Origin of the sequence: Streptomyces sp. LBL (genome assembly GCF_029893585.1) — a bacterium.
Lineage (GTDB): Bacteria > Actinomycetota > Actinomycetes > Streptomycetales > Streptomycetaceae > Streptomyces.
In genome coordinates this window covers 1-25544 of the sequence record NZ_JARXYX010000002.1, presented here as the reverse complement: position 1 = coordinate 25544, position 25544 = coordinate 1, and the positions used below count along the sequence as shown (strand labels likewise).

General features: G+C 72.0%; 19 protein-coding genes and 1 pseudogene. 13 read left to right on the top strand and 7 right to left on the bottom strand.

What is annotated here, in order from left to right; genetic code table 11:
• Nucleotides 1-143: 143 nt before the first annotated feature.
• The 7 genes from M2271_RS02365 to M2271_RS42445 all read left to right on the top strand — a co-directional run bounded on the left by M2271_RS02365 (nt 144) and on the right by M2271_RS42445 (nt 9102).
• Nucleotides 144-821 (top strand): FadR/GntR family transcriptional regulator, encoded by a 678-nt coding sequence (locus M2271_RS02365; RefSeq protein ID WP_280885694.1) that lies wholly within the window; start codon nt 144-146, stop codon nt 819-821.
• Complete coding sequence (locus tag M2271_RS02360) at nt 818-2260, top strand: amino acid permease (RefSeq protein WP_280885363.1); 1443 nt, start codon at nt 818-820, stop codon at nt 2258-2260. Before M2271_RS02365 ends, M2271_RS02360 begins: the two co-directional genes overlap by 4 nt.
• A 32-nt stretch (nt 2261-2292) precedes the next feature.
• Nucleotides 2293-3309: an asparaginase gene (locus tag M2271_RS02355; protein ID WP_280885362.1), complete on the top strand. Its 1017-nt coding sequence runs from the start codon at nt 2293-2295 to the stop codon at nt 3307-3309.
• A gap of 467 nt (nt 3310-3776) precedes the next feature.
• Nucleotides 3777-5186, top strand: coding sequence for an aspartate ammonia-lyase (gene aspA / locus M2271_RS02350; protein WP_280885361.1), 1410 nt, complete (start codon nt 3777-3779; stop codon nt 5184-5186).
• A gap of 36 nt (nt 5187-5222) precedes the next feature.
• On the top strand, nt 5223-6155 hold the full coding sequence (locus M2271_RS02345; RefSeq protein ID WP_280885360.1) for a glutaminase: 933 nt from the start codon (nt 5223-5225) through the stop codon (nt 6153-6155).
• A 149-nt stretch (nt 6156-6304) separates the two neighbouring features.
• A complete protein-coding gene (mptB, locus tag M2271_RS02340) occupies nt 6305-7699 on the top strand; it encodes a polyprenol phosphomannose-dependent alpha 1,6 mannosyltransferase MptB (protein WP_280885359.1) in 1395 nt (464 codons plus the stop codon).
• Complete coding sequence (locus M2271_RS42445; protein ID WP_348539138.1) at nt 7696-9102, top strand: glycosyltransferase 87 family protein; 1407 nt, start codon at nt 7696-7698, stop codon at nt 9100-9102. Before mptB ends, M2271_RS42445 begins: the two co-directional genes overlap by 4 nt.
• A gap of 59 nt (nt 9103-9161) precedes the next feature.
• Here M2271_RS42445 and M2271_RS02330 read toward each other — a convergent pair.
• Together M2271_RS02330 and rho are read right to left on the bottom strand one after the other, a co-directional pair.
• Nucleotides 9162-9998: pseudogene (locus M2271_RS02330) on the bottom strand (serine hydrolase); the annotation flags it as partial.
• A gap of 112 nt (nt 9999-10110) precedes the next feature.
• Nucleotides 10111-11250: a transcription termination factor Rho gene (rho, locus tag M2271_RS02325; RefSeq protein WP_280885357.1), complete on the bottom strand. Its 1140-nt coding sequence runs from the start codon at nt 11248-11250 to the stop codon at nt 10111-10113.
• 537 nt (nt 11251-11787) lie between these two features.
• On the opposite strand from rho, the gene M2271_RS02320 reads away from it, so the two are divergent.
• The 3 genes from M2271_RS02320 to M2271_RS02310 all read left to right on the top strand — a co-directional run bounded on the left by M2271_RS02320 (nt 11788) and on the right by M2271_RS02310 (nt 17353).
• Nucleotides 11788-13026, top strand: coding sequence for a SpoIIE family protein phosphatase (locus tag M2271_RS02320; protein ID WP_280885356.1), 1239 nt, complete (start codon nt 11788-11790; stop codon nt 13024-13026).
• Between the two features lie 226 nt (nt 13027-13252).
• Complete coding sequence (locus tag M2271_RS02315) at nt 13253-16513, top strand: SpoIIE family protein phosphatase (protein ID WP_280885355.1); 3261 nt, start codon at nt 13253-13255, stop codon at nt 16511-16513.
• 114 nt (nt 16514-16627) lie between these two features.
• The gene (locus tag M2271_RS02310; protein ID WP_280885354.1) at nt 16628-17353 is read left to right on the top strand and encodes a class I SAM-dependent methyltransferase; all 726 of its coding nucleotides are present in this window, start codon (nt 16628-16630) and stop codon (nt 17351-17353) included.
• 204 nt (nt 17354-17557) lie between these two features.
• Here the strand turns inward: M2271_RS02310 and M2271_RS02305 are convergent, their stop codons facing one another.
• The 4 genes from M2271_RS02305 to M2271_RS02290 form a co-directional block, all read right to left on the bottom strand.
• A complete protein-coding gene (locus tag M2271_RS02305; RefSeq protein WP_280885353.1) occupies nt 17558-18724 on the bottom strand; it encodes a serine hydrolase domain-containing protein in 1167 nt (388 codons plus the stop codon).
• 166 nt (nt 18725-18890) lie between these two features.
• Nucleotides 18891-19859: an acetylxylan esterase gene (locus M2271_RS02300; RefSeq protein ID WP_280885352.1), complete on the bottom strand. Its 969-nt coding sequence runs from the start codon at nt 19857-19859 to the stop codon at nt 18891-18893.
• A 564-nt stretch (nt 19860-20423) separates the two neighbouring features.
• Nucleotides 20424-21194: a ferredoxin reductase gene (locus M2271_RS02295; protein WP_280885351.1), complete on the bottom strand. Its 771-nt coding sequence runs from the start codon at nt 21192-21194 to the stop codon at nt 20424-20426.
• Nucleotides 21187-21792 carry a sulfite oxidase-like oxidoreductase gene (locus M2271_RS02290; RefSeq protein WP_280885350.1) on the bottom strand — a complete coding sequence of 202 codons (606 nt, stop codon included), beginning with the start codon at nt 21790-21792 and terminating at the stop codon, nt 21187-21189. The genes M2271_RS02295 and M2271_RS02290 overlap by 8 nt, the downstream gene beginning before the upstream one ends.
• A gap of 236 nt (nt 21793-22028) precedes the next feature.
• Between M2271_RS02290 and M2271_RS02285 the strand changes: the two genes are divergently transcribed.
• A complete protein-coding gene (locus M2271_RS02285; protein WP_280885349.1) occupies nt 22029-22955 on the top strand; it encodes an NADP-dependent oxidoreductase in 927 nt (308 codons plus the stop codon).
• Between the two features lie 173 nt (nt 22956-23128).
• Entirely contained in the window at nt 23129-23905 is a 777-nt protein-coding gene (locus M2271_RS02280) for a GNAT family N-acetyltransferase (protein WP_280885693.1), read from the top strand.
• 59 nt (nt 23906-23964) lie between these two features.
• On the opposite strand, the gene M2271_RS02275 is transcribed toward M2271_RS02280, so the two are convergent.
• Entirely contained in the window at nt 23965-24408 is a 444-nt protein-coding gene (locus M2271_RS02275; protein ID WP_280885348.1) for a MarR family winged helix-turn-helix transcriptional regulator, read from the bottom strand.
• Between the two features lie 238 nt (nt 24409-24646).
• Between M2271_RS02275 and M2271_RS02270 the strand changes: the two genes are divergently transcribed.
• Complete coding sequence (locus tag M2271_RS02270; RefSeq protein WP_280885347.1) at nt 24647-25453, top strand: putative protein N(5)-glutamine methyltransferase; 807 nt, start codon at nt 24647-24649, stop codon at nt 25451-25453.
• The last annotated feature ends 91 nt before the right edge of the window (nt 25454-25544 follow it).

Genomic DNA, 25544 nt, shown 5'->3' with positions numbered 1-25544 from the left:
TGCGAGGCTGTTTTCCGGCCCCGCACCCCATGAATTTCTCCTTTCAGGGACCTTGACAGGGGCCTCACCCCACCCGGAGTATCACTCCCGTGAACCTGTCAGACAGCCAGACAGTCAGTCGGGGACCGCGGCGCGTCAGCGCCATGGAAGCGGTGCTCGGGCATCTGCGCGCCGCCATCGAGCGCGGCGACTACGTGATCGGCGACAAGCTCCCCTCCGAGGCGGAGCTGTGCCGCGGCCTTGAGGTCTCCCGGCCCGTCCTGCGGGAGGCCCTCAGGGCCCTGCAGACGATGGGGCTGACCGTCTCCAAGACCGGCAAGGGCACCTTCGTCGTCGCGGACGCCGTCGAGGACCCCACCTTCGGCGACTACGCGGCCAGCGACCTGCTGGAGGTGCGGCGCCACGTCGAGATCCCGGTCGCCGGGTACGCGGCCCGGCGCCGCACTCCGGAGAACCTCGACCACCTGGCCCATCTGCTGGACCGGATGGAGCGGGAGACCGACACCACCGCATGGGTCGCGATGGACACGCTGTTCCACCTCGGCATGGCCGAGGCCGCCCAGAACCCGGTCTTCCGCCGGGTCATCGAGGAGATCCGCGACGCGCTGGCCCGCCAGTCCGCCTTCCTCAACGAACTGGGCGGCCGCCGCGAACAGTCCAACCGCGAGCACCGGGCGATCGTCGAGGCGCTGATCGACGGTTCCGAGACCGACGCGGTGGAGGCCATGGCCCACCACCTCGACCGCGTCGAGTCGACCCTCACCGACATCGTGCGCCCCCCGCGCACGGACACCCCCACAGAAGGCGGTCCCGAGGCGTGAGCGAGCAGCACCTCCAAGAGGCGACCCGCAAACCGACCGCGCACATCGACGCCGGTGACGCGGGCTACAGCAAGTCCCTGAAGTCCCGGCACGTCAACATGATCGCGATCGGCGGCGCCATCGGCACCGGCCTCTTCCTCGGCGCCGGCGGCCGCCTCGCCGACGCCGGTCCGTCCCTGTTCATCGCCTACGCGGTCTGCGGAATCTTCGCCTTCCTCGTCGTTCGCGCGCTCGGTGAACTCGTCCTGTACCGCCCGTCCTCCGGCGCTTTCGTGTCGTACGCCCGGGAGTTCCTCGGCGAGAAGGGCGCGTACACCGCGGGCTGGATGTACTTCCTGAACTGGGCCACCACCGGCATCGCCGACATCACCGCGGTGGCCACCTACACCCACTACTGGGGGATGTTCTCCGACATCCCGCAGTGGGTGATCGCGCTGATCGCCCTGGCCGTGGTTCTCACCGTGAACCTCATCTCGGTGAAGATCTTCGGCGAACTGGAGTTCTGGTTCGCGATCGTCAAGGTCAGCGCGCTGGTGGTCTTCATGTGCATCGGCATCTTCGTGCTGGTCACCCAGCACCCGGTGGACGGCACCGCACCCGGCCCGTCCCTGATCACCGACCACGGCGGCGTGTTCCCCAACGGCCTGCTGCCCATGCTGCTGATCATCCAGGGCGTCGTCTTCGCCTACGCCTCCGTGGAGTTGGTGGGCGTCGCCGCCGGTGAGACGGAGAGCCCCGAGAAGATCATGCCGAAGGCGATCAACTCGATCATGTGGCGCGTGGGCCTGTTCTACGTCGGCTCGGTCGTCCTGCTCTCGATGCTGCTGCCGTGGAACAAGTACACGTCCGGCGAAAGCCCCTTCGTGACCGTGCTCTCCCACATCGGCATCCCGGCGGCCGGCGGCGTGATGAACCTGGTCGTGCTCACCGCGGCCATGTCTTCGCTCAACTCGGGCCTGTACTCCACCGGCCGCATCCTGCGCTCCATGGCGATGTCGGGCTCGGCCCCCAGGTTCACGTCCGTGATGAGCCGCAGCCAGGTCCCGTACGGCGGCATCCTGCTCACCAGCGGTATCTGTGTCCTCGGCGGCGGCCTCAACTTCGTGGTCCCCGCCGACGCGTTCGAGATCGTGCTGAACTTCGCCGCGATCGGCATCCTCTCCACCTGGGGCATGATCATGGTCTGCCACCTGCTCTTCTGGCGGAAGACCCAGAAGGGCGAACTGGCCCGCCCCGGCTACCGGTTGCCGGGATCCCCCTGGACCGAGCTGGTGACGCTGGCGTTCCTCGCCGCCGTCCTGGTCCTCATGTACGCCGACGGCGGCGCCGGACGCACCACCGTGCTGTGTCTCCCGCTGATCGCCGGGGTACTGGTCCTCGGATGGTTCGGCATCCGGGGCCGTGTCGCACGCAAGTCCCCTACCGGAGCCGACGCGTGAGGCATGCGCCGCTCCCTGAGAAGAAGGCAGTGATGTTCAGCAGTTTCGCCGCGGACGCACCCCTGATCCGCGAGCCCCTCCACGCTCCCGTCGCCCACCTCGTACGCGGCGGGGTCGTCGAGGGCATCCACTACGGCTCTGTCGTCGTCCTCGGCGCCGACGGCCACGTCCAGTTCCAGCTCGGCGACATCGAGGCCGCCTTCCACCCCCGCTCGGCGCTCAAGCCCGTCCAGGCGGTCGCGATGGTCCGGGCCGGGCTCCCGCTCGACGGCGAGCTGCTCTCGCTCGCCGCGGCCAGTCACTCCGGCGAGGAACGCCACCTCGCCGGCACCTGCCGCATCCTGGAGCTCGCCGGGCTCACCGAGGACGACCTGCGCAACGTCCGAGACCTGCCCTTCGACCCGGTGGTCCGGGACGACTGGATCCGGCAGGGCCGCCTGCCCTCCCGGCTCGCCCAGAACTGCTCCGGCAAGCACGCGGCCATGCTGTACACCTGCAAGCTCAACGGCTGGTCCCTGGACGACTACCTCGACCCCGCGCACCCGCTCCAGCAGGCCATCGCCGAGATCGTCGAGGACCTCACCGGGCAGCAGATCGCCCAGGTGACCGTCGACGGCTGCGGTGCGCCCCTGTTCTCCGTCTCCCTGCACGGCCTCGCCCGCGCCGCCGCCCGCATCACCACCGCGGCCCCCGGCACCCCGGAGTCACGGGTGGCCGACGCGATGCGCGAGCACGCCGAGATGGCGTCCGGCTCCGGCCGGGACGTGGCCGCGCTGATGCGGGCCGTACCCGGACTGCTCGCCAAGGACGGCTTCGAGGGCGTCCAGGTCGCGGCCTTCCCGGACGGCCGTGCCGTCGCGGTGAAGATCGCCGACGGGGCCGACCGGGCGCGCGTCCCGGTCGCGGCGGCCGCACTCGCGCGGGCCGGTGCCGACCCGGCGGCGCTCGCCCAGTTCGCGGGGGAACCGCTGCTCGGCGGTGGCGAACCGGTGGGCTGCGTCCGCCCGGTCCGCGCGCTCGACCCGGTCACCCTGTCGGCCTGCGCCTGACGGTCCCGCCGCCGGCAGCGTCGTATCGCCAGACCTGGACGCGTGCCGGGCGCCTGCTCCGGGCGTGCGTCGGTCCTGTGCGTGATCGCCGCGAGGACTCGCCTCGGTGGCTGACACGCGGGCCGACGTGCGACCGATGGGCGTGAGCGGCTCCTACGGCGGCCTGGGCTCGGCCTGCCGCCTGGCTGGCTGGCTGGCTGGCTGGCTGGCTGCCTGCCTGCTTGTGTGGTGCGGCACCTCGCTCGGTGATCGGCTGACCCGCTCCGGTGGCCGTCACGCGGGCCGGCGCCCCGCCCCGCCCGGACCGTCGGCGACCACGTACCGCCGGACCGGTCGCTCCTCGGGCCGCGCCGGCCGGCTCGGTGGTGGGCGTCGCCTCGTGGTACCGGTCCGGCAGGTCTCCGCCCCGCTCCATCCCTCCGCCCCTCGCCCCCTCGCCCCTCGCCCCCAGAAAGAGGCCGCCCCTCATGACCGCAGCCACCCGCAGCGAACACGACCTGCTTGGCGACCGTGATGTCCCCGCCGAGGCGTACTGGGGCATCCACACCCTGCGCGCGACGGAGAACTTCCCCATCACCGGCACTCCGATCTCGGTCTACCCGCACCTGATCGACGCCCTCGCCGCCGTCAAGGAGGCCGCCGCCCTCGCCAACGAGGAGCTCGGTCTGCTGGAACCGAGGAAGGCCGCCGCCATCGTCGAGGCCTGCCGTGAGATCCGCGAGGGCAAGCTGCACGAGCAGTTCGTCGTCGACGTGATCCAGGGCGGCGCCGGCACCTCGACCAACATGAACGCCAACGAGGTCGTCGCCAACCGGACGTTGGAGCTGCTGGGCCACGCCAAGGGCGAGTACGGATTCCTGCACCCCAACGAGGACGTCAACCTCGGCCAGTCGACCAATGACGTCTACCCGACCGCGGTCAAGATCGCGACGGTGTTCGCGGTCCGTGGACTGCTGACGGCGATGTCCGTACTGCAGGACGCCTTCGCCCGTAAGGCCGTCGAGTTCCATGACGTGCTCAAGATGGGCCGTACACAGTTGCAGGACGCGGTGCCGATGACGCTCGGTCAAGAGTTCTCCGCGTATGCCGTCATGATCGACGAGGACCGCAGCCGTCTCGCCGAGGCCGTCGAGTTGATCCATGAGATCAACCTGGGCGCCACGGCGATCGGAACGGGTCTGAACGCCCCCGCCGGATACGCCGAGTCGGCCCGCCGCCACCTCTCCGAAATCACCGGACTCCAGCTGGTCACCGCGGCCAACCTGGTGGAAGCCACCCAGGACTGTGGGGCGTTCGTGCAGATGTCGGGCGTGCTCAAGCGGATCGCCGTCAAGCTGTCGAAGAGCTGCAACGACCTTCGGCTGCTGTCCTCGGGGCCGCGTGCGGGCTTCGGCGAGATCAACCTGCCGCCCGTGCAGGCCGGTTCGAGCATCATGCCCGGCAAGGTCAACCCGGTGATCCCCGAGGTCGTCAACCAGGTCGCCTTCGAGGTGATCGGCAACGACGTCGCCATCACCATGGCCGCCGAGGCCGGACAGCTCCAGCTCAACGCCTTCGAGCCGATCATCCTGCACTCCCTGTCGGAGTCCATCACCCACCTGAGGGCTGCCTGCCTGACCCTCGCCGAGCGCTGTGTGGACGGCATCACCGCCAACACCGAGGCGCTGCGCGCGAGCGTGGAGAACTCCATCGGCCTGGTGACCGCCCTCAACCCGCACATCGGGTACACGGCCGCCACCGACATCGCCAAGGAGGCGCTGGTCACCGGTCGCGGCGTGGCGGAACTCGTCCTGGAGAAGGGCCTGTTGCCCGCCGAGACCCTCGCCGATCTGCTGCGTCCGGAGGTCGTGGCCGGCAGCGGCTCACCACTGGCCTGAGCTCGGGCCGCGCACCTGGACCGGCACAGAGGCACAATGGTGATCATGACTTCGTCCATGACCTTCCAGCCGGTCCTGGAACGCATCGCCGCCGAGATCGCACAAACCCCCGGCCGCGGGCGCCCCGCCGACTACATTCCGGCGCTCGCGGCCTGCGACCCGCGCAGCTTCGGCATGGCCGTCGCGGAACTGGACGGCACGGTGTACGGGGTGGGGGACTGGCGGGAGCCGTTCTCCACGCAGTCCCTCACCAAGGTCTTCACCCTCGCCCTCGACCTGGCCCGCGAGGGCGACGAACTCTGGGCGCACGTGGGCCGCGAGCCCTCCGGCAACCCCTTCAACTCCCTGATCCAGCTGGAGTACGAGAACGGCATCCCGCGCAACCCGTTCATCAACGCGGGCGCCCTCGTCGTCACCGACCGACTGCAGACCGGCACCTCGGACGCGGCGGGCGAACTGCGGGGCTTCCTCCGCTCCGAATCCGGCAATCCCACCCTCGACTTCGACGCGGAGGTCGCCGCCTCCGAGGCCGCGCACGGTGACCGCAATGCCGCCCTGGCCCACTTCATGGCCTCGTACGGCAACATCGACAACTCGATCCCGGTCCTGCTCGACCAGTACTTCCGCCAGTGTTCGATCACCGCGTCCTGCGCCGACCTCGCCCTCGCGACCACCTTCCTGGCCCGGCACGGCATCCGCGCCGACGGCACCCGGCTGCTCACCCGCAGCCAGGCCAAGCAGGTCAACGCGGTGATGCTGACCTGCGGCACCTACGACGCGGCGGGCGACTTCGCCTACCGGGTCGGCCTGCCCGGCAAGAGCGGCGTGGGCGGCGGCATCATCGCGGTCGTCCCGGGCCGCTGCACCCTGTGCGTGTGGAGCCCGGGGCTGGACGAGCGGGGGAACTCGGTGGCGGGTGTGGCGGCTCTCGACCGCTTCACCACGCTGACCGGGGTCTCGATCTTCTGAGCCGACGAGTCCTGGAAGTGCTCCGGACAGGGTGCGAGCGCCGCGTAGGCGTCGGCGGCTCACACGCCGGTCACGCACAGGCCCCCGCCCGGAGAGCGGAGCGTCGCTTCGCGGCCACCCGGCGTTGACACGCTTCCCGAGTGCTGGCCATGGCTCTTCCCGTCGATCTCCGCCGCTGCCAGGTCCTCGGCCTGGTCGGAACCGCCTTCCTCGCGGCCGGAGGTGAGACCGCGGGAGCCCTGCCCGTGCGGGAGCTCCTCGCCCCGTCCTCCGCGCAGGCCGCGCTGGGTCTGGTCGGCGTCTACTTCGGTGTCGTCCTGCTGATCGCGGCCTGGGCGCTGCTCGGGAGACTGATCCGCGGTGCGACGCCGCCCAGCCCGCGGGCCCTGATGGTGGTCCTGGCGATCTGGGCGGCGCCGCTGCTGCTCGCGCCCCCGCTGTTCAGCCGTGACGTCTACAGCTACCTCGCGCAGGGCGCGATGGTCGACGCGCACATGGACGTCTACGCGCACGGGCCCGCCCACCTCGGGGGTCCGCTCGCCGCCGAGGTCTCCCCACTGTGGCGGCACACCGGAGCCCCGTACGGCCCGGTCTTCCTCGGTGTGGCCTCAGCGCTGTCCGGGCTGACCCGGGGCGAGGTGCCCGCCGGTCTCTTCGGCATGCGGCTCGTCGCGCTGCTGGGTGTGGCACTGATGGCGGCCGCGCTGCCCCGGCTCGCCCGCCACAGCGGCGCCGACCCGGCCGCCGCGCTCTGGCTCGGCGCCCTCAACCCGCTGGTCCTGCTGCATCTGGTCGCGGGCGCACACAACGACGCCATCATGATGGGCCTGCTCGGACTCGGCCTGGTCGCGGCCCTGGGCCGGTGGCCGGTGCTGGGCGCCGTACTCGTCACCCTCGCCGCACTGGTCAAGGCGCCCGCCGCGCTCGGACTCGTCGCGGTCGTCGTGCTCCAGGTGCGTGCGGGCCGGGGCCGTACGCGGGCCGTCACCACGACCGCGGTCGCGGCGACGGCCACCACGGTCGCCGCGACCGCCGTCGCCGGCACGGGATACGGCTGGCTGGGCGCCCTCGACACCCCTGTCTCCCCGCAGAACTGGGCCCTGACCAGTCTGGTCGGCCGCGCCACCCGGGCCCTGCTGGAACGGCTCGGCAGTGATCTGGCCCCCCTGGCCATCCCGGCCTGGCACGCCTTCGGCGTGGTGGCGGCCGTGGTCGCGGTCCTCGTCATATGGCTGCGACTGCGTCCTCGGCCGGTGTACGCGCTGGGGCTGAGCCTGGCGGCCGTGGCCGCCCTCGGCCCGGCGATCCGCCCCTGGTACGCCCTGTGGGGACTGTTCCTCATCGCCGCCGCCGCGCCCAGCGCCTCGGTACGGCACCGGCTGGCCGCCGTGACGGGGGTGCTCGCGCTCGCCGCCCTGCCCAGCGGCGGTCCGGCCGACACCGGGCAACTGGTCCTGGCGGTGTCCGGCGGGCTGCTCGCGGGGGTCGTCCTGTGGCAGGTTCACCAGGCCGAACTGGCCCCGATGCCGGGGCGTACGGCATGACCCTGCCCCGCACCGACCGCGCGCGGCTGCTGTTCCTGTTCGCCGCCGCGGTCGCGGTGACCGTGTTCACGGCGACCGTGCCGTTGCTGCGCGACTGGTTCGACCTGCGCGTCTACCACGGGGCCGTCGACCACTGGATCCACCACGGCGGACGGCTCTACGACTACCGGGTGCCCGGGACGCCGTACGGCTTCACCTATCCGCCGTTCGCGGCCGTCGCCATGCTGCCGATGGCCCTGCTCGGCCTGCACGCGGCGATCGCCGTCGCGCTGCTGCTCAACCTGGCGGCCCTGGCCTGGGTCCTGCGCATCCTCACGGGCCCGGCCTGGCGGCGCTACGGCTGGTTCGGCTGCGCCCTGGGCGCCTGTGTGCTCGCACTGTTCGAACCGCTGCGCGACACCATCAGCTTCGGCCAGGTGAACCTCATACTGCTGGCTCTCGTCCTGACCGACGCGTGGCTCCTGGCCACCGGCCGGGAACGGTGGGCGGGCGTCGGAACAGGCATCGCCGCCGCGATCAAGCTCACGCCCGCGCTCTTCATCGGACTGCTGCTGCTCGCCGGTCGTCGGCGGGAGGCCGCGGTGGCCACCGCCGTCGCCGCCGGCGCGACCGGATTCGCCGCCTGCGTGGCCCCGGACGCCTCCCGCTTCTACTGGACCGTGGCGATGTGGGACACGACCCGGGTGGGCCGTCCGGACTACGTCTCCAACCAGTCCCTGCAAGGGATCCTGGCCCGGCTCGGTGAGCCGGACCGAGCGGCGTGGGCGGCGGCCGTGCTGCTGGTGCTGTGCGTATGGGCGAACCGTGCCCGGCGGGCGGTCGCCGCGGGGGAGTGGGTGACCGCGTTCGCTCTCACCGGGCTGACCGCATGCCTGGTCAGCCCGGTCACCTGGGTGCACCACCTGGTCTGGCTGCTGCCGTCCTTCGCCGTCCTGGTCCGCGCGGGGCGTCCGCGGGTCGCGGGCGCCCTGTACGCGGTGCTGTGCACCAGCGTGGTCTGGCTGTGGTTCGACGACGCGTCCGGCATCGACGGGTTCCTCGGCAGCAACGCCTACACCTGGATCACACTCGGCCTGCTGCTGTGGCTGCCGATCCGTCAACCCTGCTCCGACGGCGCGACCTTGCCCCGCAGCACGAGGGCGACGGCACCGGCGCCCAGCGCGGCGGCCCCCGCGATCGCACCCGTCTCGGGCCACCCGGCTCCACCGTCCGCGGCGGGCAGCGCGGACGCGGGCAGTGCGGACGCGGGCAGTGCCGCCGTGGTCGACGCGACCGGACCGGACCGCGGCCTCACCCGCAGCGCGTCGAGCGACCCCACCGGGTCGGCCCGCCCGGCGGCGCCGAAGCCCCAGTCGAGCAGCTCCCGAGCCTCCTCGTACACGGTGAAGCCCCCGCCCGCCTGAGGGTTCATCACCGTCACGACCAGGGTGCGCCCACCCCGGCGTGCGGCGGCGACCAGCGTGTTGCCGGCGTTGGTGGTGTAGCCGTTCTTGATGCCGATCAGCCCGCGATACGGCCGCACGCCGTCCGCACCGGTCAGCAGCCGGTTGGTGTTACGGATCCCGTACGCCACTCCGTCGCGGCCGGGGAAACCGGCCTCGGCCGTGCCGCAGTACCGCGCGAACTCCGGGTTGCGCAGCCCCTCCCGGCCGAAGACGGCGAGGTCGTACGCGGAGGACACCTGGCCCGGTGTGTCGTACCCGTCCGGCGACAGCACGCGGGTGTCACGCGCTCCGAGGGCACGGGCCCTGGCCTGCATCCGGGTGGCGGCTGAGCGCCAGCCGCCGCTCAGCTCGGCCAGCACGTGCACCGCGTCGTTGCCGGAGTTGAGGAAGACCCCGCGCCACAGGTCGGAGACCCGGTACGTGAGCCCTTCGGCGACCCCGACCATACTGCTGCCGGCGCCGATCCCGGCCAGTTCGTCCTCGCGGACCGTGTGCCGGATGCCGTGCGGGAGCACCGGCAGCACGGTGAGGGCGAACAGCGTCTTGAGGGTGCTGGCGGGCGGCAGCCTGCGGTGCGCGTCGTGCGCGGCGAGCACCTCGTCGGTGCCGGCGTCGGCCACCAGCCACGACAGCGCCGAGACGTCCGGCAGCCTCGGCACCCCGGCGCGCGCCCGGACCTGCGTTCCGGGGCGGTACAGCAGGGCGGGCTGCGGGACCGCCGCCCGCGGGCCGCCGTCGGTATCGGCGTCCGCCCCGGTACGGGCGGCCGCGGCGGCGGGCGCGAGGGCGAGCAGGCCCGCGACGCAGAGCGCGCAGGTGGACACGGCAGCCCGGGAAGGAAATCCGATTGTCATACCGCAAACGTAGGGAGGGAGCCGTCGAACACGGCGCCGCCCCGGCCGAAAGGGGCCCGCGTGCACCCGGATGCCGCACGTCCGGCGGATCGGGCGGTTCCGGAGGGGCTGGTCAGCCGACGGGCAGCGTCGGCAGGATGCGGCGCAGGAAGGTCGCGTTGTCCGGGGTCTCGCGCATCCGCTCCAGCAGGGTCTCCAGGTTGGTCTGGCCGTCCCGGCTCTGCAGCACGCGGCGCAGACCGTGTACGGCGGCCAACTCGGCCGGGGGCAGCAGGAGCTCCTCGCGGCGGGTGCCGGACGGGTTGATGTCGAGGGCCGGGAAGACGCGCCGGGCGGCGAGCTCGCGGGTGAGGCGGAGCTCCATGTTGCCGGTGCTCTTGAGCTCCTCGAAGTAGAAGTCGTCGGCGCGGGAGCCGGTCTCCACCAGCGCGGTGGCGAGGATGGTGAGCGAGCCGCCCTCCTCGGCCGACCGGGCGGCGCCGAAGAACCGCTTGGGGCCGATCAGCGCGGTCGCGTCGACCCCGCCGCTGAGGGTGCGGCCACCGGCGGCGGCCGCGTTGTTGTGGGCCCGGCACAGCCGGGTGAGGGAGTCGAGAAGGATGACGACGTCCTCGCCCGCCTCCACGAGCCGCTTGGCCCGCTCGATCACGAGCTCGGCGAGGGCGATGTGCTGCTTGGGTGCCTTGTCGAAGGTCGAGGCGTACACCTCGCCGCGCACGGAGCGCCGCATGTCGGTGACCTCCTCGGGGCGTTCGTCGAGCAGCACGACCATTAGCCGGGCCTCGGGGTGGTTGCCGGCGACGGCGGCCGCGATCTGCTGGAGCAGGACGGTCTTGCCGGTCTTGGGCGGGGCCACGATCAGCCCGCGCTGCCCCTTGCCGACGGGGGCGAGCAGGTCGGCGACGCGGCCGGTCAGCCCGGCTGCCGGGTGTTCGAGGCGGAGCCGGTCGCGGGGGTGCAGCGGCGTCAGGTCGCGGAAGTGACGACGGCCGCGCTGCTCCTCGGGGCTGCGCCCGTTGACCCGGGCGACCTCGGTGAGGGCGCGCTGGGTGCCGCGTACGCCGTCGACGAGGTCGCCCTTGCGCAGGCCGTACCGGCGGATCAGCTGGGCAGGGACCTGGAGGTCGGTGGGCGAGGGCAGCAGGTCCGGGGAGCGAAGGTGCCCCTTCCCGTTCGCGTCGATGTCGAGGACGCCGGTGGCGACCCGGGACGGGAGCTGCTGCACAGGAGGGTGTTCGAGTGTGGTGGTCACGAGGGGTGGTCCTTTCACGGACGGAAGGGCATGGGACATGCGGAAGAAGGAGGGGGAGAAGCCGCGAGGGGAGGCGCAACAAGAACGCGCCTCGGCGGCGGAAACAGCACCTCGGGTACGACGAAGAAGCCCTCGACGAGGTGGTGGTGGGAAGCCGATGTGTCGGCCGGTGGGCCGGCGAGCGGGTCGGCTGTCCGAAGAGAACTGGCACCGGCGCCCGGAGAACGGGCGTACACGAGTGCTAGTGGGAATGTAGCACGGCGTACGCGGTCCCGTCTGTGAGAGGGGACTCAGCGACCGGCCGGCAGCCCGTGGAAGGAGATCCGTCGGCAGGGGCGCCGGCGCGCCTGGGCGTGCACGGTTCGCCCCGACGCCGGTTCGTGGAACGGTCCCTGCGGGCCGTTGCTTGAGCTGAGCGGGTACCGGCGTAGCCATGACCCCGCGGTGATGTGTTGATCCTCTCCCAGGCCGGGCCCCTGGATCGCGGGTAAATTGGAAGGCCAAGCAGTCGCGCTCACAGGCCACGGAGGGCGTGTGATGACAGCGGACATCAACTTCATGGCGTTCTTCGACGCCACACCGAGCCCGTACCTCATGCTGGACACGGACCTGATGATCCACTACGTCAACGCCGCATACCTGCAGACCACCGGCCTGACCAAAGACCATCTGATCGGGAAGTACTTCTTCGACGCGCTGCCGGAGCACCCCGGCCCCGACGACGACTCACAACAGAACCTGAGGGCGTCACTGCTCCGGGTCCTGGGCACCGGAAAACCGGACACCCTGGTGCTGCAGCGGTACGACATCCCCGCCCTCCACCGGCCAGGCGGCTTCGAGGAGCGATGGTGGTCCGAGATCCACACGCCGATCACCGGGTCCGACGGCGCGGTGAAGTGGATCGTCCAACGGGCCGAGGACGTCACGGCCTTCGTCCGATCGCGCCGGGCACGCCGGCTCACCGAGGAGTTCACCGAGGGGGAGAAGGGCCTGGCGGCCGAGCTGTACGCGCGGGCCCACGAGCTGCACCGGCTGAACCAGCAACTGCGCGAGGCCCACACCCGCGAACGGCAGGTCGCCGTCGCCCTGCAGGAAGCCATGCTCTCCGCCCCCGACCTCGACCACCACACCGACAACATCGCCGTGCGCTACCTGCCGGCGACCAGATCACTCAACGTGTGCGGCGACTGGTATGACGTCGTCGACCTGGCACCCGACCGCTACGCCGCAGCGGTCGGAGACGTCGTCGGCCACGGCCTGCACGCCGCCGCCATCATGGGCATGCTCCGCAGCGCCCTGAGCGCAGCCATCCGCGCCATTCCCAGTCCCGCCCAGGCCCTGGAAGTCCTCGGCCTGTACGCCCGCTCCCTGGAGGGAGCTACGGCCGCGACCGCGGTCAAGGTCATCATCGACACCCGCAGCAGACTGATCATCTACAGCAACGCCGGACACCCACCGCCCGTCCTGCTCCACCCCGACGGGACCTGGGACATGCTGGACCAAGCGACCGATCCACCGCTCGGAGCCCGCCCCCACCATGTCCCCCGCCCCCAGGCCGGCATCACCTACACCCGGGGGGACACCCTCGTGATGTACACCGACGGCCTCATCGAGCGCCGTGGCGAGGACATCGACGCCAGCCTGGCGCGCTTGACCACAGCCCTGGCCAAGGACAGCACCCTCGCCCCTGAAGAGCTGGCCGACGGACTGTTGACCCGCCTCGACGTCACTGAAGGTGCCGACGACGACATCGCCCTCATCGTCATCCGCATATGACCCTGCGTGGTCTCCCGACACCTCGCGACACCACTCGACAGCTCAGGACAGCTCACGACATCTCCGAGGGTGCATCCGGTCGACGGGACTCCGCCTGGGCGGCCGACTGATGTTGTGATGCCAGTCACCACAGGTTTAGGGTGAAGGCGCTGGAGGACTTCAGCGGGCCGCGTGCCGAACCGCGGTGCATGGGCCCGGGCCGTCTCCAGACAGGGAAGTGGTCCCGTTGTCCGTCGCCTGGGACGACATCGGCGGTCTCGCCGATGCCCACGAACGTTTTCTGACCGGTGCGCTCGTCGACTCCGCGGTCCGGGACGCGGTACTCGACTCCTGGAAGCGGTGCAGGACGGCCGGGCTTCAGCCGCACCAGGTGCTGGTTCCCTACGCCTCGGACCTGACGCTGGAGGAGCGGTTCCTGCGTGCCGCCGACCCCGTTCTGCAGGACCTGACCGGCTCGCTCTCCGCGGTCGACATCACCGTGGCGCTCTGCGACGCGCGGGGCCGTATGGTCGAGCGGTTCGGCGGCGGCCGGCAACTGCGCGACCGCCTCGACGAGGTGCGGTTCGCCCCCGGCTTCGACGCCTCCGAGCGGATCGTCGGCACCAACGGCGTGGGTACCGCGCTGGCCGAGCGCAGCCCCGTCTACGTCAACGGCCGCGAGCACTTCGCCGACTGCCTCCAGCCCTTCGCCTGCGCGGGTGCACCCGTGCGCGACCCCTTCAGCGGACGTATCGAGGCCGTCCTCGACCTGACCTGTCTGCGCGGCGACGCCGACCCGACGATGCTGCGGCTGGTCCACCAGGCCGCCCGCGGCATCGAGGTGCGACTGCTGGAACAGTCCACGCAACGGGAGCGCGCCCTGCTCGCCGCGTACCGACGGGCGGGCCCTGACTCGGGTGGCCGTCCGCGGCAACCCGGGTTCGTGGTGCAGGCCGGCGGAGGCGACGGCGACGACGGCGATCTCGGCCGGATCGACCTCGCCGTACTGCGCGAGAAGGCCGAGGAACTCCTCGCCTCCTCCCAGCGCACTCTCGACCAGGTGATCCTCTCCGGTGGCCGGGTCGCCACGTTGCTGCGCCGCACGGTGAACGGAGCGGCGGGCGAGACGGGCGTGGTCGTCGAGGCGAGAATCCTGGGCGGCCCGCGCCTGCGCCAGGCCGGACCGACGGTGCGGGACACGCCGAGCGTCGGGGGCATACCTGCCGGGCGCGGGGCGGATGTCCCGGGTTCCCGGCCGGAGGCCGTGGTCGCAACACCCGGTCCGAGGGCGTCGGTCCTGTTGACCGGGCAGGGGGCAGTGGCCCGGGCGGGCGGGGCGGGGGCCTCGGTGGCTGGGCGCGAGGCGGTGGTCGGGGCAGCCGGGTCCGTGGCGTCGGCCCCGTTGACCGGGCAGGAGGCCGCGGGCGAGCGGACCGGGGCGGGAACGACGGCCCCGCCCACGACGCCGAAGGCGGCGGCCGCGCCGCAGACGGTGACCACCCCGACCCCGCTGAAAACGCCGACTGCCCTCGCCGCCCCGACCACCCGGGCGGCCCCGGCCCCGGCCGCCCCGCCCGCCCAGGCAGTCCCGCCCCCGGCCGCCCGAAGGACGACGCCCTCGGTCGCCCCGCCGGAGGCCGTCACCGCGCCGACCGCCGCTCTCCTGGACGCTGTGCCGCCCCCCATCTCGCCCACCCCCACTCTCACCTCCACATCCGACGACACCGACACCGACACCGACACCGACACCGACACCGACACCGACACCGCCGCCGACAGCCAGCTCCTCCTGATAGGAGAACCCGGTGTCGGACGGCTTGCCGTGCTGGCGCGCAGACGGCTTGAGCTGCTCCACGACGCCGGTGTCCGGATCGGTACCACCCTGGACGTCACGCGCACGGCCGAGGAACTGGCCGAGGTGACCGTCCCCTGGTTCGCCGACTTCACCGCCGTCGACCTGCCCGACTCCGTGCTGTACGGCGACGAGCCCGAACCGCTCTGCTCGGGCACCCCGCTGCGCCGGGTCGCCCTGGGCTGCGTCCACGAGGCGTCCCACCTGTACGCCGCGGGTGACGCCGTCCGCTTCGTACCGTCCACCCCGCAGGCCCGCAGTCTGGAGAGCAGGCGGTCCGTCCTCGAACCCGTCCTCACGGAGGCCGACGGCTGGCACGCCCAGGACCCGCCACGCGTGGAACGCGTCCTGGCGGCCGGGATCCACTCGCTGATCACCGTGCCGCTGCGGGCACGCGGCGCGACCCTCGGCGTGGTCAGCTTCTACCGCTCCGAGAAGCCCGCACCCTTCGAGGAGGACGACCTCTCGCTGGCCCAGGAACTGGCCGGCCGCGCGGCGATCAGCATCGACAACGCCCGCCGCTGGACCCGCGAGCACAACACCGCACTCGCCCTCCAGCGCAGTCTGCTGCCCCGGGGCCGGCCCGAACAGAGCGCCGTCGACGTCGCCTACCGGTACCTGCCCGCACAGTCAGGCGTCGGCGGTGACTGGTTCGACGTCATCCCACTGTCCGGCGCCCGGGTCGCGCTGGTCGTCGGCGATGTCGTCGGCCACGGACTGCACGCCGCCGCCACCATGGGCCGCCTGCGCACCGCCGTCCACAACTTCTGCTCCCTGGACCTGCCGCCCGACGACCTGCTCACCCACCTCGACGACCTCGTCGGACGGCTTGACCGGGGCGAGGGCTGGGCGGTGGAGAACACCCAGACGGACTCCGGGATCGTCGGAGCCACCTGCCTGTACGCCGTGTACGACCCGGTGTCCCGGCGCTGCACCCTCGCCCGCGCCGGGCATCCGCTGCCCGCGGTCGTCAGCCCCGACGGCGTCGTGGAATTCGTGGACCTGCCCGCGGGTCCGCCGCTCGGACTCGGTGGCCTGCCCTTCGAGACCGCCGAGCTGGAGCTGGCCGAGGGCAGCCAACTCGTGCTGTACACCGACGGACTGATCGAGGACCGGCACCGGGACATCGACACCGGCATCGACCGGCTGCGCACCGTTCTGGCCCGGGCCGACCGGGAGCCGGAGGACACCTGCGAGGCCGTTCTCGACGCACTGTTGCCGGCCCGCCCGAACGACGACGTGGCCCTCCTCGTCGCCCGCACGCACACCCTGGGCCCCGAGCGGGTCGCCCAGTGGGAGCTGCCCAGCGACCCGGCGGTCGTCTCCCGCACCCGCGCGGCGGTCACCGACCAGCTCCGTGCCTGGGGCCTGGACGACCTGGCCGTCACCACCGAACTCGTCGCGAGCGAACTGGTCACCAATGCCATCCGCCACGCCACCGGCCCGGTCCAGCTCCGGCTCCTCCGCGACCGCGCCCTGATCTGCGAGGTCTACGACTGCAGCAGCACCTCGCCCCGCCTCCGGCGCGCCTGCACCGAGGACGAGGGGGGTCGTGGCCTCTTCCTCGTCGCCCAGCTCACGGAACGCTGGGGCACCCGCTACACGCCGCACGGCAAGATCATCTGGACCGAACAGCCCCTGCCGCCCTCCTCATGACGCGTCGAACGCGTCCGGGATCGGCTTTCACGCCGCCTTCGAGACGGAGAACCCGCGGTGGTGCGAGCGCGTTCTCGCGATCCTCGGTCGGCGGGCTCCCCTAAGCTGACGCGGATGTTCAGCCCCGAAGGTCCCCGTCTCCGTGAACTCGCCGTGCAGGCGCTGTCGTCCGTCGAGCGCGGCTACGACCTGCTCGCTCCGAAGTTCGACCACACGCCCTTCCGTACACCGGAGTCGGTGCTCGACGCCGTCGCCTCGGCGCTGCGCCGCACCGGTCCCTTCGACGCCGGTCTCGACCTGTGCTGCGGCACCGGCGCCGGGGTGGACGTGCTGGCGCGGGTGTGCCGGAACGGCGTGACCGGGGTCGACTTCAGCGCGGGCATGCTGGCGGTGGCCCGGGAGCACGTACGGCCCGACGGCCGGCGTGTCTCCTGGGTGCGCGCGGACGCCCGGGCCCTGCCGTTCGGACCCGCCTTCGACCTGGTCGTGAGCTTCGGGGCCTTCGGGCACTTTCGGCCGCGCGAACTGCCGGGCCTGTTCGCCCAGGTCCACTCGGTGCTACGGCCGGGCGGCTGCTTCGCCTTCCCCGTCGTCGCCCCGCCGCCGCCCGCGTCCCGCGCCTCCTGGATGCTGCTGGCCTTCGACGCGGTGATGCGGGTGCGCAACGCCGTGTGGCGGCCTCCGTTCGTCATGTACTACCGGGCCTTCCGGATGGCCGACGTACGCAGGGAGTTGGAATGTGCCGGGTTCGATGTCGAGCTCCAGGCGCTGCCCGAGTTCGGGCGACGCCGGGACGGCAGCCCGCGGGTCCGCTTGGTCGTGGCGCGTCGGCTGCCGTAGCCGTCCGGCGGCCGTCGGAGGGGTCGTGCTTGCTCACTGCCTCTTCGAGGCGCCGTTCGCGATCGCCCAGGACCCCAGGACGCGGTGTGGTCCTTTTCGCCCGAGATGACCGGCTACGAGCCGCGCGGAGGATTGATCCCGCTGTACATCCATCGCTCGCGACAGCCGGTGACAGCTGGTGATAGCCGGTGACGGCTGGTGACGTCACAAGACGCTGTACAGGGCGTCCACGAGGGCCGTTTTTCGAGGGTCGTCGGCGATATGGGAGCCCATACGGTTCATCACATAGCCCAGAGACACCCCGGCCTCCGGGTCGGCCAGCCCGCAGGAGCCGCCGAAGCCGTCGTGACCGACGGCCCGCGGATTGGGTCCGTACGAGCCGTTCGTGCCGCTGAGCCACACGCCGAGCCCGATCTCGGTCTCGCCCTCGAAACCGGCGCCCAGCACCAGGTCACGGCAGCTGCCCTGCCCCTCGCGAGCCCGCTCGGCGGCCTCGGCGGAGAGGACACGGTGACCGCCGTACACCCCCCGGCCCGCGAGGATCCCGTAGAGCCCGGCGACGGCCCGCGCGGTGCCGTGGCCGTTGGCGGCGGGAACCTCGGCGGCCCGCCACTCGGGCGTGTTGGCTGCGGTCGCACTGACCCCGGGGTTGGTCAGGGCGGCGAGCGCGGCAGGCGTGAACCGGCTGAAGTTCGCCGCCTGTTCGCTGGTCGCCTCGACGGGCGGCTGCACCAGCTCGGCCACCCGCCCGGCCTCCTTCTCCGGCAGCCCGATGGTGAAATCGATGCCGAGCGGCCCGGTCACCTCCCGCTCCAGGAACGCACCCGGCAGCAGCCCCGAGACTCGTCGCACGACCTCCCCGACCAGGAAGCCGTAGGTCATCGCGTGGTACCCCGACCGTGTGCCCGGCTCCCACCAGGGCTTCGCAGCGGCCAGCCGTCGCGTCGTCAGGTCCCAGTCGTAGAGCTGGGCGAGCGAGTGCGGCTCCCGCAGGCCGGCCAGCCCGGCCCGGTGCGACAGCAGATGACGTACGAGGACCTTCTCCTTGCCGGCCGCAGCGAACTCCGGCCAGTACGTGGTCACCGGCTCGTCGAAGTCGAGCAGGCCGCGGTCGGCGAGGATGTGAGCGCACAGGGCCACCGGCCCCTTCGTCGTCGACCACACGTTGACCAGGGTGTCCCGCTCCCAGGAGCGGGTGCCCGCCGCGTCGGCCCGACCACCCCACAGGTCCACCACCGTCTCGCCGTCGACCGTGACGCAGACCGCGGCACCGATCTCCTCGCGGTCCCGGAAGTTCTCCTCGAATGCCCTGCGCACCGAGGCGAAGCGCTCGTCGCAGTGGCCGTCAACCTGGGGCTCCTGCTGGGACATGGACCCTCCGTCGTCCGCCGGAAGCCCGGCCCGCGATCACGCGGCCCGGACTCCCTGAACATACCGACTGGTCGGATGGGAGGGAAGGTTTCGTGCGGACCTCGGAGGAGGTCTCGGAGGAGGTCTCGGAGGAGGTCTCAGGGCTTCCTCGGAAGTAGCTGGTCCCTCAGGCGTACGACCGCAGCCAGCGCAGTTTGGCCGCCTCCTGGAACGGGCCACCGCCCTCGTGGTCGTTGAAGTCGTACACCTCGATCGCCTTCTTCTCGTGCGCCCAGGCGTTGAACGCCGCGAACACGGTGGACGGCGGACAGGTTTGGTCCTCCAGGGCCGCCGAGAACAGTGCGGGAGCGCGGCCACGGGTCGCGAAGTGCACGCCGTCGAAGTAGGAGAGGGTGTGCAGGGCCTCCGCGGTGTGGCCTCGGTGCGTCTTGAGGTAGAGGCCGATCTCCCGGTACGGGTGACGGTCCGTCAGGGTCGCCGCGCGCGGGTAGTCGCACAGGAACGGCACGTCCGGTGCGACCGCCGCCAGGTCCGGGACGAGGCCGCCCACCGCGATCGAGATGCCGCCGCCCTGGCTGCTGCCGAGGACCACCGTGCGCGCCGCGTCGGCCAGCGGATGCGAGCGGGCCGCCTCCACCGCACGGACCCCGTCCGTGTACACCCGGCGGTAGTAGTAGTTCTCAGGGTCGTCGATGCCCCGAGTCATGAAACCCGGGTACGAGGGCGCCCCGCCCACCGGGTCCGCGGTGCCACCACCGCCGCCCCAGGCGCTGCCCTGGCCCCGGGTGTCCATCACGAGGTGCGCCCGGCCCGTCGACGCCCACAGCAGATGCTCGTGCGGCAGCCCGCGCCCGCCGCCGTACCCGACGAACTCCACCACCACCGGGATCGGTGCGGAGACCTCGGCGGGGAGGGTGAACCAGCCCTTCACCGGGTGCCCACCGAACCCGGCGAACGTCACGTCGTACACCTTCACCGTGGTCAGGCCCGTGTCGACGAGCTCGAAGCGGGCGTCCAGGTCGTGCGCGCGGGCCTCTTCGAGCGTCTTGGACCAGAACGCGTCGAAACCCTCCGGCTCGGGCGACGCGCTGCGGTACTCCTGGAGCTCGTCGAGGGGAAGGTCGAACAGGGCCATGTGGGACCGCCTTTGTGAAGAGCGAGTGCGGATGATCACACCGTACGTGGGTGGTCGGACGTCTCGCCAGATCGCCGCCTCGGTCACGCGTCGGCGTCGGCATGACTTCTGCTTCTGCCGCTGGAGCGCCGGCCCCGACGCGCTGTTGCTCGGCTGCGCGGCTGCTGTCGCGGAGGGGCGGACGCTGCTCATGAGGGGGCGTGGGTGGGGGAGGACGGGGGAGGGTCGGACGTATCACGGGCGTCTTCCGGATGCGGTCAAGCCCTGCGGCGTGTCCCCTTCGCCGGGAATGTTCACCCATGCCCGCGCCCGGGGCCGCCGGTTTGGCGTGCCCGGCCGGGACGCGGCGAAACACCGGGCGACGAGTGACGCGGCGAAACACCGGGCGACGAGGGACGCGGCGAAACACCGGGTGACGAGGGACGCGGCGAAACACCGCCGCGGCACGGGACGGGCGAAACGCCGGGTGGCACGGGACGGGCGAAACGCCCGGTGGCACGGGACGCGGGAATCGGTAAGGGGTAGCCACGGGAATCGGTCAGGGGATGTCGGGGGTCCCGGCCGTCAGCCGAAGCGTTCGATGCGGATGCGGTCCACGGGCTGGCCGACCGACACCAGCAGTCGTGAGGCGTGTTCGGCGAAGGCGTTGGAGCCGCACACATAGGCCTCCCACCCACCAGGAGGCTGCTCGGCCAGGAGCGCCGCCACATGTGTGGCCGCCATACGTCCCACCGCTGCACCCTCCGGCGCGCTCCGCGTGAACACGGGCGTCGTCTCCGCGCCCAACTCCCGTGCGTAGATCAGCTCCTCGGGGCTGCGCGCCGACACCAGCATCCGCAGCGGCACGGACAGCCCACGCGCCCGGTGGTGCCGCACCATCGACATCAGCGGTACGACCCCGGAGCCGGCGCCGACCAGCAGCGCGGCCCGGTCACCGGGCCAGGCGAAGAAGCCGCTCAGCGGGCCGCGCACCTCGACCTCGTCCCCGGGCTCGGCCACCGAGTGGAACCAGCCGGAGACCTCGCCGCCCTCGACATGGTCGAGAGTGAGCTCGATGTGACCGGAGTCGTCGGGCGCGGAAGCGATGGAGTAGTGGCGCTGGGCCACATAGCCGTCCTCCGCGGTCAGCCGCAGCATCAGGTGCTGCCCGGGCAGATGCCCCGCCCACGCGGGCACCGCGAAGCGGAACGTGGAGGCGCGCGGGGTCTCCCGCCGGATCTCGGTGAGGGTGGCGGTCTGCCACCTCGCCACGACCTCGTTGCTCACGGCGATCCGTCCGGGCACGGCGAACCGGCTCGGCGGAGTGAAGGCGGGGGAAGTCGATGTGTCAGTCACCGGAGTAGCGCTGCTCCTCCCACGGGTTGCCCCGCGCGTGATAGCCGTTCTGCTCCCAGAAACCCGGCTCGTCGTGGTCGAGGAGACGCAGGCCCGCGATCCACTTGGCGCTCTTCCAGAAGTACAGGTGCGGCACCAGCAGCCGCGCCGGGCCGCCGTGCTCGGCGGACAGCGGCTGCCCCTCGTACTCCCACGCGATCCAGGCCCGCCCGTCGGTGAGGTCGGCGAGCGGGAGGTTCGTGGTGTAACCGGTGTGCGCGTAGGCGACGGCATGGGTGGCGGACCCATGGGGCCGCACCACATCGAGGAACGCGTCCAAGGACACGCCGCCGAACCGCACGCCGAACTTCGACCAGCTCGTCACGCAGTGGATGTCACCCTGGTAGGCGGACGCCGACAGCGCGTGCGCCTCGTCCCAGTTCCACGTGTACGGCTGCTCCACCAGTCCGTCGATGCGGAAGGTCCAGTCGGCGGGCGCCAGTTCGGGAGTGACCTCGACGGACAGGACAGGCCAGTCGTCGCCCGCGTCGTACTGGCCGGGCGGCAGTCCTGGGTTGTGGACACGGTCGCGTCCGGTGAAGCCTCGGGAGACGTTCATGCGATTCCAGCGTGACAACGGGGGTGGTTGCTTACGCGGTCAACCGTACGTGCATGTCAGGCATGTCCGGTGCCCGGCCCTCTCCGGGATCGTGAAGGCCGTATGAACTCTCCCGCGCGCCGGGAATAGCGAGGCGCCGATCTTCCTTGCCGACTGGTGCCGCATCCGGTGGCCAGGACAGGCATCCTCGGAGCGTGACAACCGGTGTCCGGCGGAAGCGAAGGAGAGTGGGAACAGTGCCCAAGGCGTACGTCTTCACGCGGTACGGCGGCCCGGAGGCCGAGGCCCTCGTCGAGGTGGACCGGCCCGTCCCCGGCCCCGGTCAGATCCTGGTCTCGGTGCGTGCCGCGGGCGTGAATCCCGTCGACTGGAAGCAGCGCGCCGGCTACCGCCGCCCCGGGGAGAGCGGCGAGCGCGTGTTCCCGGCCGTGTTCGGTGCCGAGGTCTCCGGGGTCGTCGAGGCGACCGGCGACGGCGTCGAGGGGTTCGCCGCCGGGGACGAGGTCTTCGGCAACACGGTGGCCGGAGGTTACGCCGAGTACGCCCTGCTGCCCGCCGAGGTCGCCGCCCACAAGCCCGCCGGCCTGTCTTTCGCCCGCGCCGCGACCCTTCCGGTCGCCGCCGCGACCGCCTACGACGGTGTTCGTCAGCTTGACCTGCCCGTCGGGGCGACCCTGCTGGTCACCGGCGCGGGCGGCGGCGTCGGCGCGGCGGCCGTGCAGATCGCCCGGGCCTTCGGACTGAGCGTCGTCGGCGTCGCGAGCGAGGGCAAGAAGGACTTCGTCGAGGCGGTCGGGGCCGTGCACGTCCCGTCCGGGCCGGGCTGGGCCGAGCGGGTGCGGGCGGTCGCGCCGGACGGCGTCACCGGGGTGTACGACCTGGTGGGCGGCGAAGTGCTGGCCGAGGCCGCCGAACTGCTCGCCGACCGGACCAGGTTGATCACCGCCGGGGCCCCGCCCGAGGAGGTGGCGCGACTCGGCGGCGCCCGCGTGGCCCGGGCCCGCAACGCCGCCGTCCTGAAGGAAGTGGCCGACCTCGTCGTCAAGGGCGACCTCGACCCGCACATCACCCTGACGTTCCCGCTCGACCGGGCGAACGACGCCCTGCGCACGGTCGAGGACGGCCACGCCCGCGGCAAGGTCGTGATCGAGGTCGCCCGATGACCATGGAGATCACGCCAACCACCGACATCACGCCGACCACGGACGTCCCGTCGGCCACGGATGTCCCGTCGGCCACGGTCATTCCACCGCCGGACCACGGACAGGACATTCCACCGACCACGGACGTCCCATTGACCACGGACGTCCCTCCGACCACGGTCGTCCCGCCGACCATGGATATTCCGTCGCGGCGGGCGTCAGGTCCGCCGTCAGGCCTGGCTGGGCCCACCGGCGCGTCCCACGTCCTCGACCACCCCGCCCACGCCGCGCTGACCGGCCCGCACGCGCACTTCGCCGAGTGGCGCGGCCGGGTGGTGCGCTACCCCGTCGACGTCACGCCGTGGCTGGCCCTGCCCGAGGAGCCCGACGCCGACGACTGGGCGGACGCCGCGGCACTCGCGGGCCCCGGCGGCGAGGTTCCGCTGCTCGGGTTCCAGGGACAGGTTCCCGAAGACTGGGAGGTCACCTTCCGGTTCGAGGGCGTGCAGTATGTGGACGAGGGACTCGCCGTCGCCCCGGATCCGGAGGCGGTCCGGCTCGGCCCGGCCGACGTGCCCGAGATCCTCGACCTGATCGCCCGCACCCAGCCCGGCCCGTTCCTCCCGCGCACCATAGAACTCGGCACCTACCTGGGCATCCGCCGCGGCGGCGCCCTCGTCGCCATGGCGGGGGAGCGGCTGCACCCGCCCGGCTGGACCGAGATCAGCGGGGTCTGCACCGACCCCGTCGTCCGCGGCGAGGGCCTCGCCACCCGGCTGATCCTCGCCGTCGCCCACGGCATCCGGGAACGCGGCGAGACCCCGTTCCTGCACACCGGCGCGGGTAACACCAACGCCATCCGGCTCTACGAGTCCCTGGGCTTCCGGCTGCGCCGGACGACGGCGTTCGGGGCGGCCCGGGCACCGGAAGGGCTGCTGAAGGGACGTACACCCGCGGCACCGGTGTCGTAGAGCTCGTCGAGCGGCGGGGCGTGGGCCGGGAACTGGGCCGTGAGCTGGGCCGGGAGCGCTCAGGCGCCCCCGGCCTCCCCGCCCGAGCCCGCGTTGTAGCGGACGAGACAGGCGGCGAACCACTCCAGATCCTCCTCCGCCCAGTCCACCAGCCGCTCCCGTACGGCGGCGCGGCGGCTCACGGTGACCTGGGCGAGGATCCGTCGGCCGGCCTCCGTCAGATGCAGCACCTGCACCCGGTGGTCCTCCGGGTCCCGGCGCCGCTCGACGAGCCCGGCCCGCTCCAGGGCGGTGACCTGGCGGCTGACCGTGGACTTGTCCAGGGCGTAGTGGGCGGCCAGGTCGGTGGCGCGGCAACCGCCGCCCTCCTCCAGGTGCCCGAGCAGGGTGTACGACACCAGCGACAGTTCGGGGTGCATGCGTCCGGCGGAGGCGCGGGCGCGGCGGGCAAACGCGGTCATCTCCCGTTGGATGGTCTCCACCGCTGCTTCGGTTACGTTCACGGGATCTCCCTCGCCCTGGTGGTTGCATAATACAACTTGGCCTGGAGAGGCGTTCCGGCACTGGTCGTTGGGGTAGTGTGACCGTCCGGCTGCGGGTTGTCCCGGCCATGAGGTTCCGAGGAGGTGAGACCCATTACCGCTGTGTCAGGTCGGGTGCTCTCCCCTCGAACCGGTGCGGATCACCGGCCGTAGGTGACCGCGGGAGCGCCCCACGGCTCCCGAAAGGCTTTCGGCTTCCATGCCTCCACTTCCTCCGTTCCCTCCGTTTTCCTCGACGCCGTCCCGTGCCTTGGTCGTCGCCGCTCTGCGTGCCGCAGGCTGTGTCTTCGCCGAGGACGAGGCGGAACTGCTCCTCGCCGCCGCCCCCACCCCGGGCGAACTGGCCACGCTGGTGGACCGCCGGATCACCGGGGAGCCGCTGGAACTCGTCCTGGGCTGGGCCGAGTTCAGCGGACTGCGTATCGCGGTGGAACCCGGGGTCTTCGTACCCCGCCGCCGCACCGAGTTCCTTGTCGAGCAGGCCCTCGCCCACGTCCCCGACGCGGCCGTCGTCGTGGACCTTTGCTGCGGATCGGGCGCCGTGGGCGCCGCCCTCGCCGCAGCACTCGGCCCGGTCGAACTGCACGCCGCCGACATCGACCCGGCGGCGGTGCGCTGCGCCCGCCGCAACATCCCCGAAGCCGACGGGCAGGTCCACACGGGCGACCTGTTCGAGGCGCTGCCCGTCGGATTGCGCGGCCGTGTGGACATCCTCGCCGCCAATGTGCCGTACGTCCCCACCGACGAGGTCAAACTCCTGCCCGCCGAGGCGCGCGACCACGAGCCGCTGGTCGCTCTCGACGGCGGCTCGGACGGCCTGGACCTCCTGCGCCGGGTCGCGATCGAGGCACCCGACTGGCTCACTCAGGGCGGCTGCCTGCTGGTCGAGACGAGCGAGCGCCAGGCTCCGGCGGCCGTCGAGGCCTTCACCCGGGCCGGCTTGCGGACCCGCCCGGCCGTCTCGGAGGAGGAATACGCCCACGTAGTGATCGGCACCAGGCCCTAGGGCCTGTGTGGAGTTGTGATCAAGACTGTGATCCGAGGTGTCGGATCCAGAGGAGGCCGGCGCATAATTCGAGTCCGGCCTGGTAGCTTTC

Excerpts from the sequence above, each read along its gene's own strand:
- M2271_RS02365 (WP_280885694.1), top strand. The coding sequence starts at position 144 with ATGGAAGCGGTGCTCGGGCATCTGCGCGCCGCCATCGAGCGCGGCGAC.
- M2271_RS02355 (WP_280885362.1), top strand. The coding sequence starts at position 2,293 with ATGTTCAGCAGTTTCGCCGCGGACGCACCCCTGATCCGCGAGCCCCTC.
- aspA (WP_280885361.1), top strand. The coding sequence starts at position 3,777 with ATGACCGCAGCCACCCGCAGCGAACACGACCTGCTTGGCGACCGTGAT.
- M2271_RS02345 (WP_280885360.1), top strand. The coding sequence starts at position 5,223 with ATGGTGATCATGACTTCGTCCATGACCTTCCAGCCGGTCCTGGAACGC.
- mptB (WP_280885359.1), top strand. The coding sequence starts at position 6,305 with ATGGCTCTTCCCGTCGATCTCCGCCGCTGCCAGGTCCTCGGCCTGGTC.
- M2271_RS42445 (WP_348539138.1), top strand. The coding sequence starts at position 7,696 with ATGACCCTGCCCCGCACCGACCGCGCGCGGCTGCTGTTCCTGTTCGCC.
- M2271_RS02320 (WP_280885356.1), top strand. The coding sequence starts at position 11,788 with ATGACAGCGGACATCAACTTCATGGCGTTCTTCGACGCCACACCGAGC.
- M2271_RS02310 (WP_280885354.1), top strand. The coding sequence starts at position 16,628 with ATGTTCAGCCCCGAAGGTCCCCGTCTCCGTGAACTCGCCGTGCAGGCG.
- M2271_RS02305 (WP_280885353.1), bottom strand. The coding sequence starts at position 18,724 with ATGTCCCAGCAGGAGCCCCAGGTTGACGGCCACTGCGACGAGCGCTTC.
- M2271_RS02300 (WP_280885352.1), bottom strand. The coding sequence starts at position 19,859 with ATGGCCCTGTTCGACCTTCCCCTCGACGAGCTCCAGGAGTACCGCAGC.
- M2271_RS02290 (WP_280885350.1), bottom strand. The coding sequence starts at position 21,792 with ATGAACGTCTCCCGAGGCTTCACCGGACGCGACCGTGTCCACAACCCA.
- M2271_RS02280 (WP_280885693.1), top strand. The coding sequence starts at position 23,129 with ATGGATATTCCGTCGCGGCGGGCGTCAGGTCCGCCGTCAGGCCTGGCT.
- M2271_RS02270 (WP_280885347.1), top strand. The coding sequence starts at position 24,647 with ATGCCTCCACTTCCTCCGTTCCCTCCGTTTTCCTCGACGCCGTCCCGT.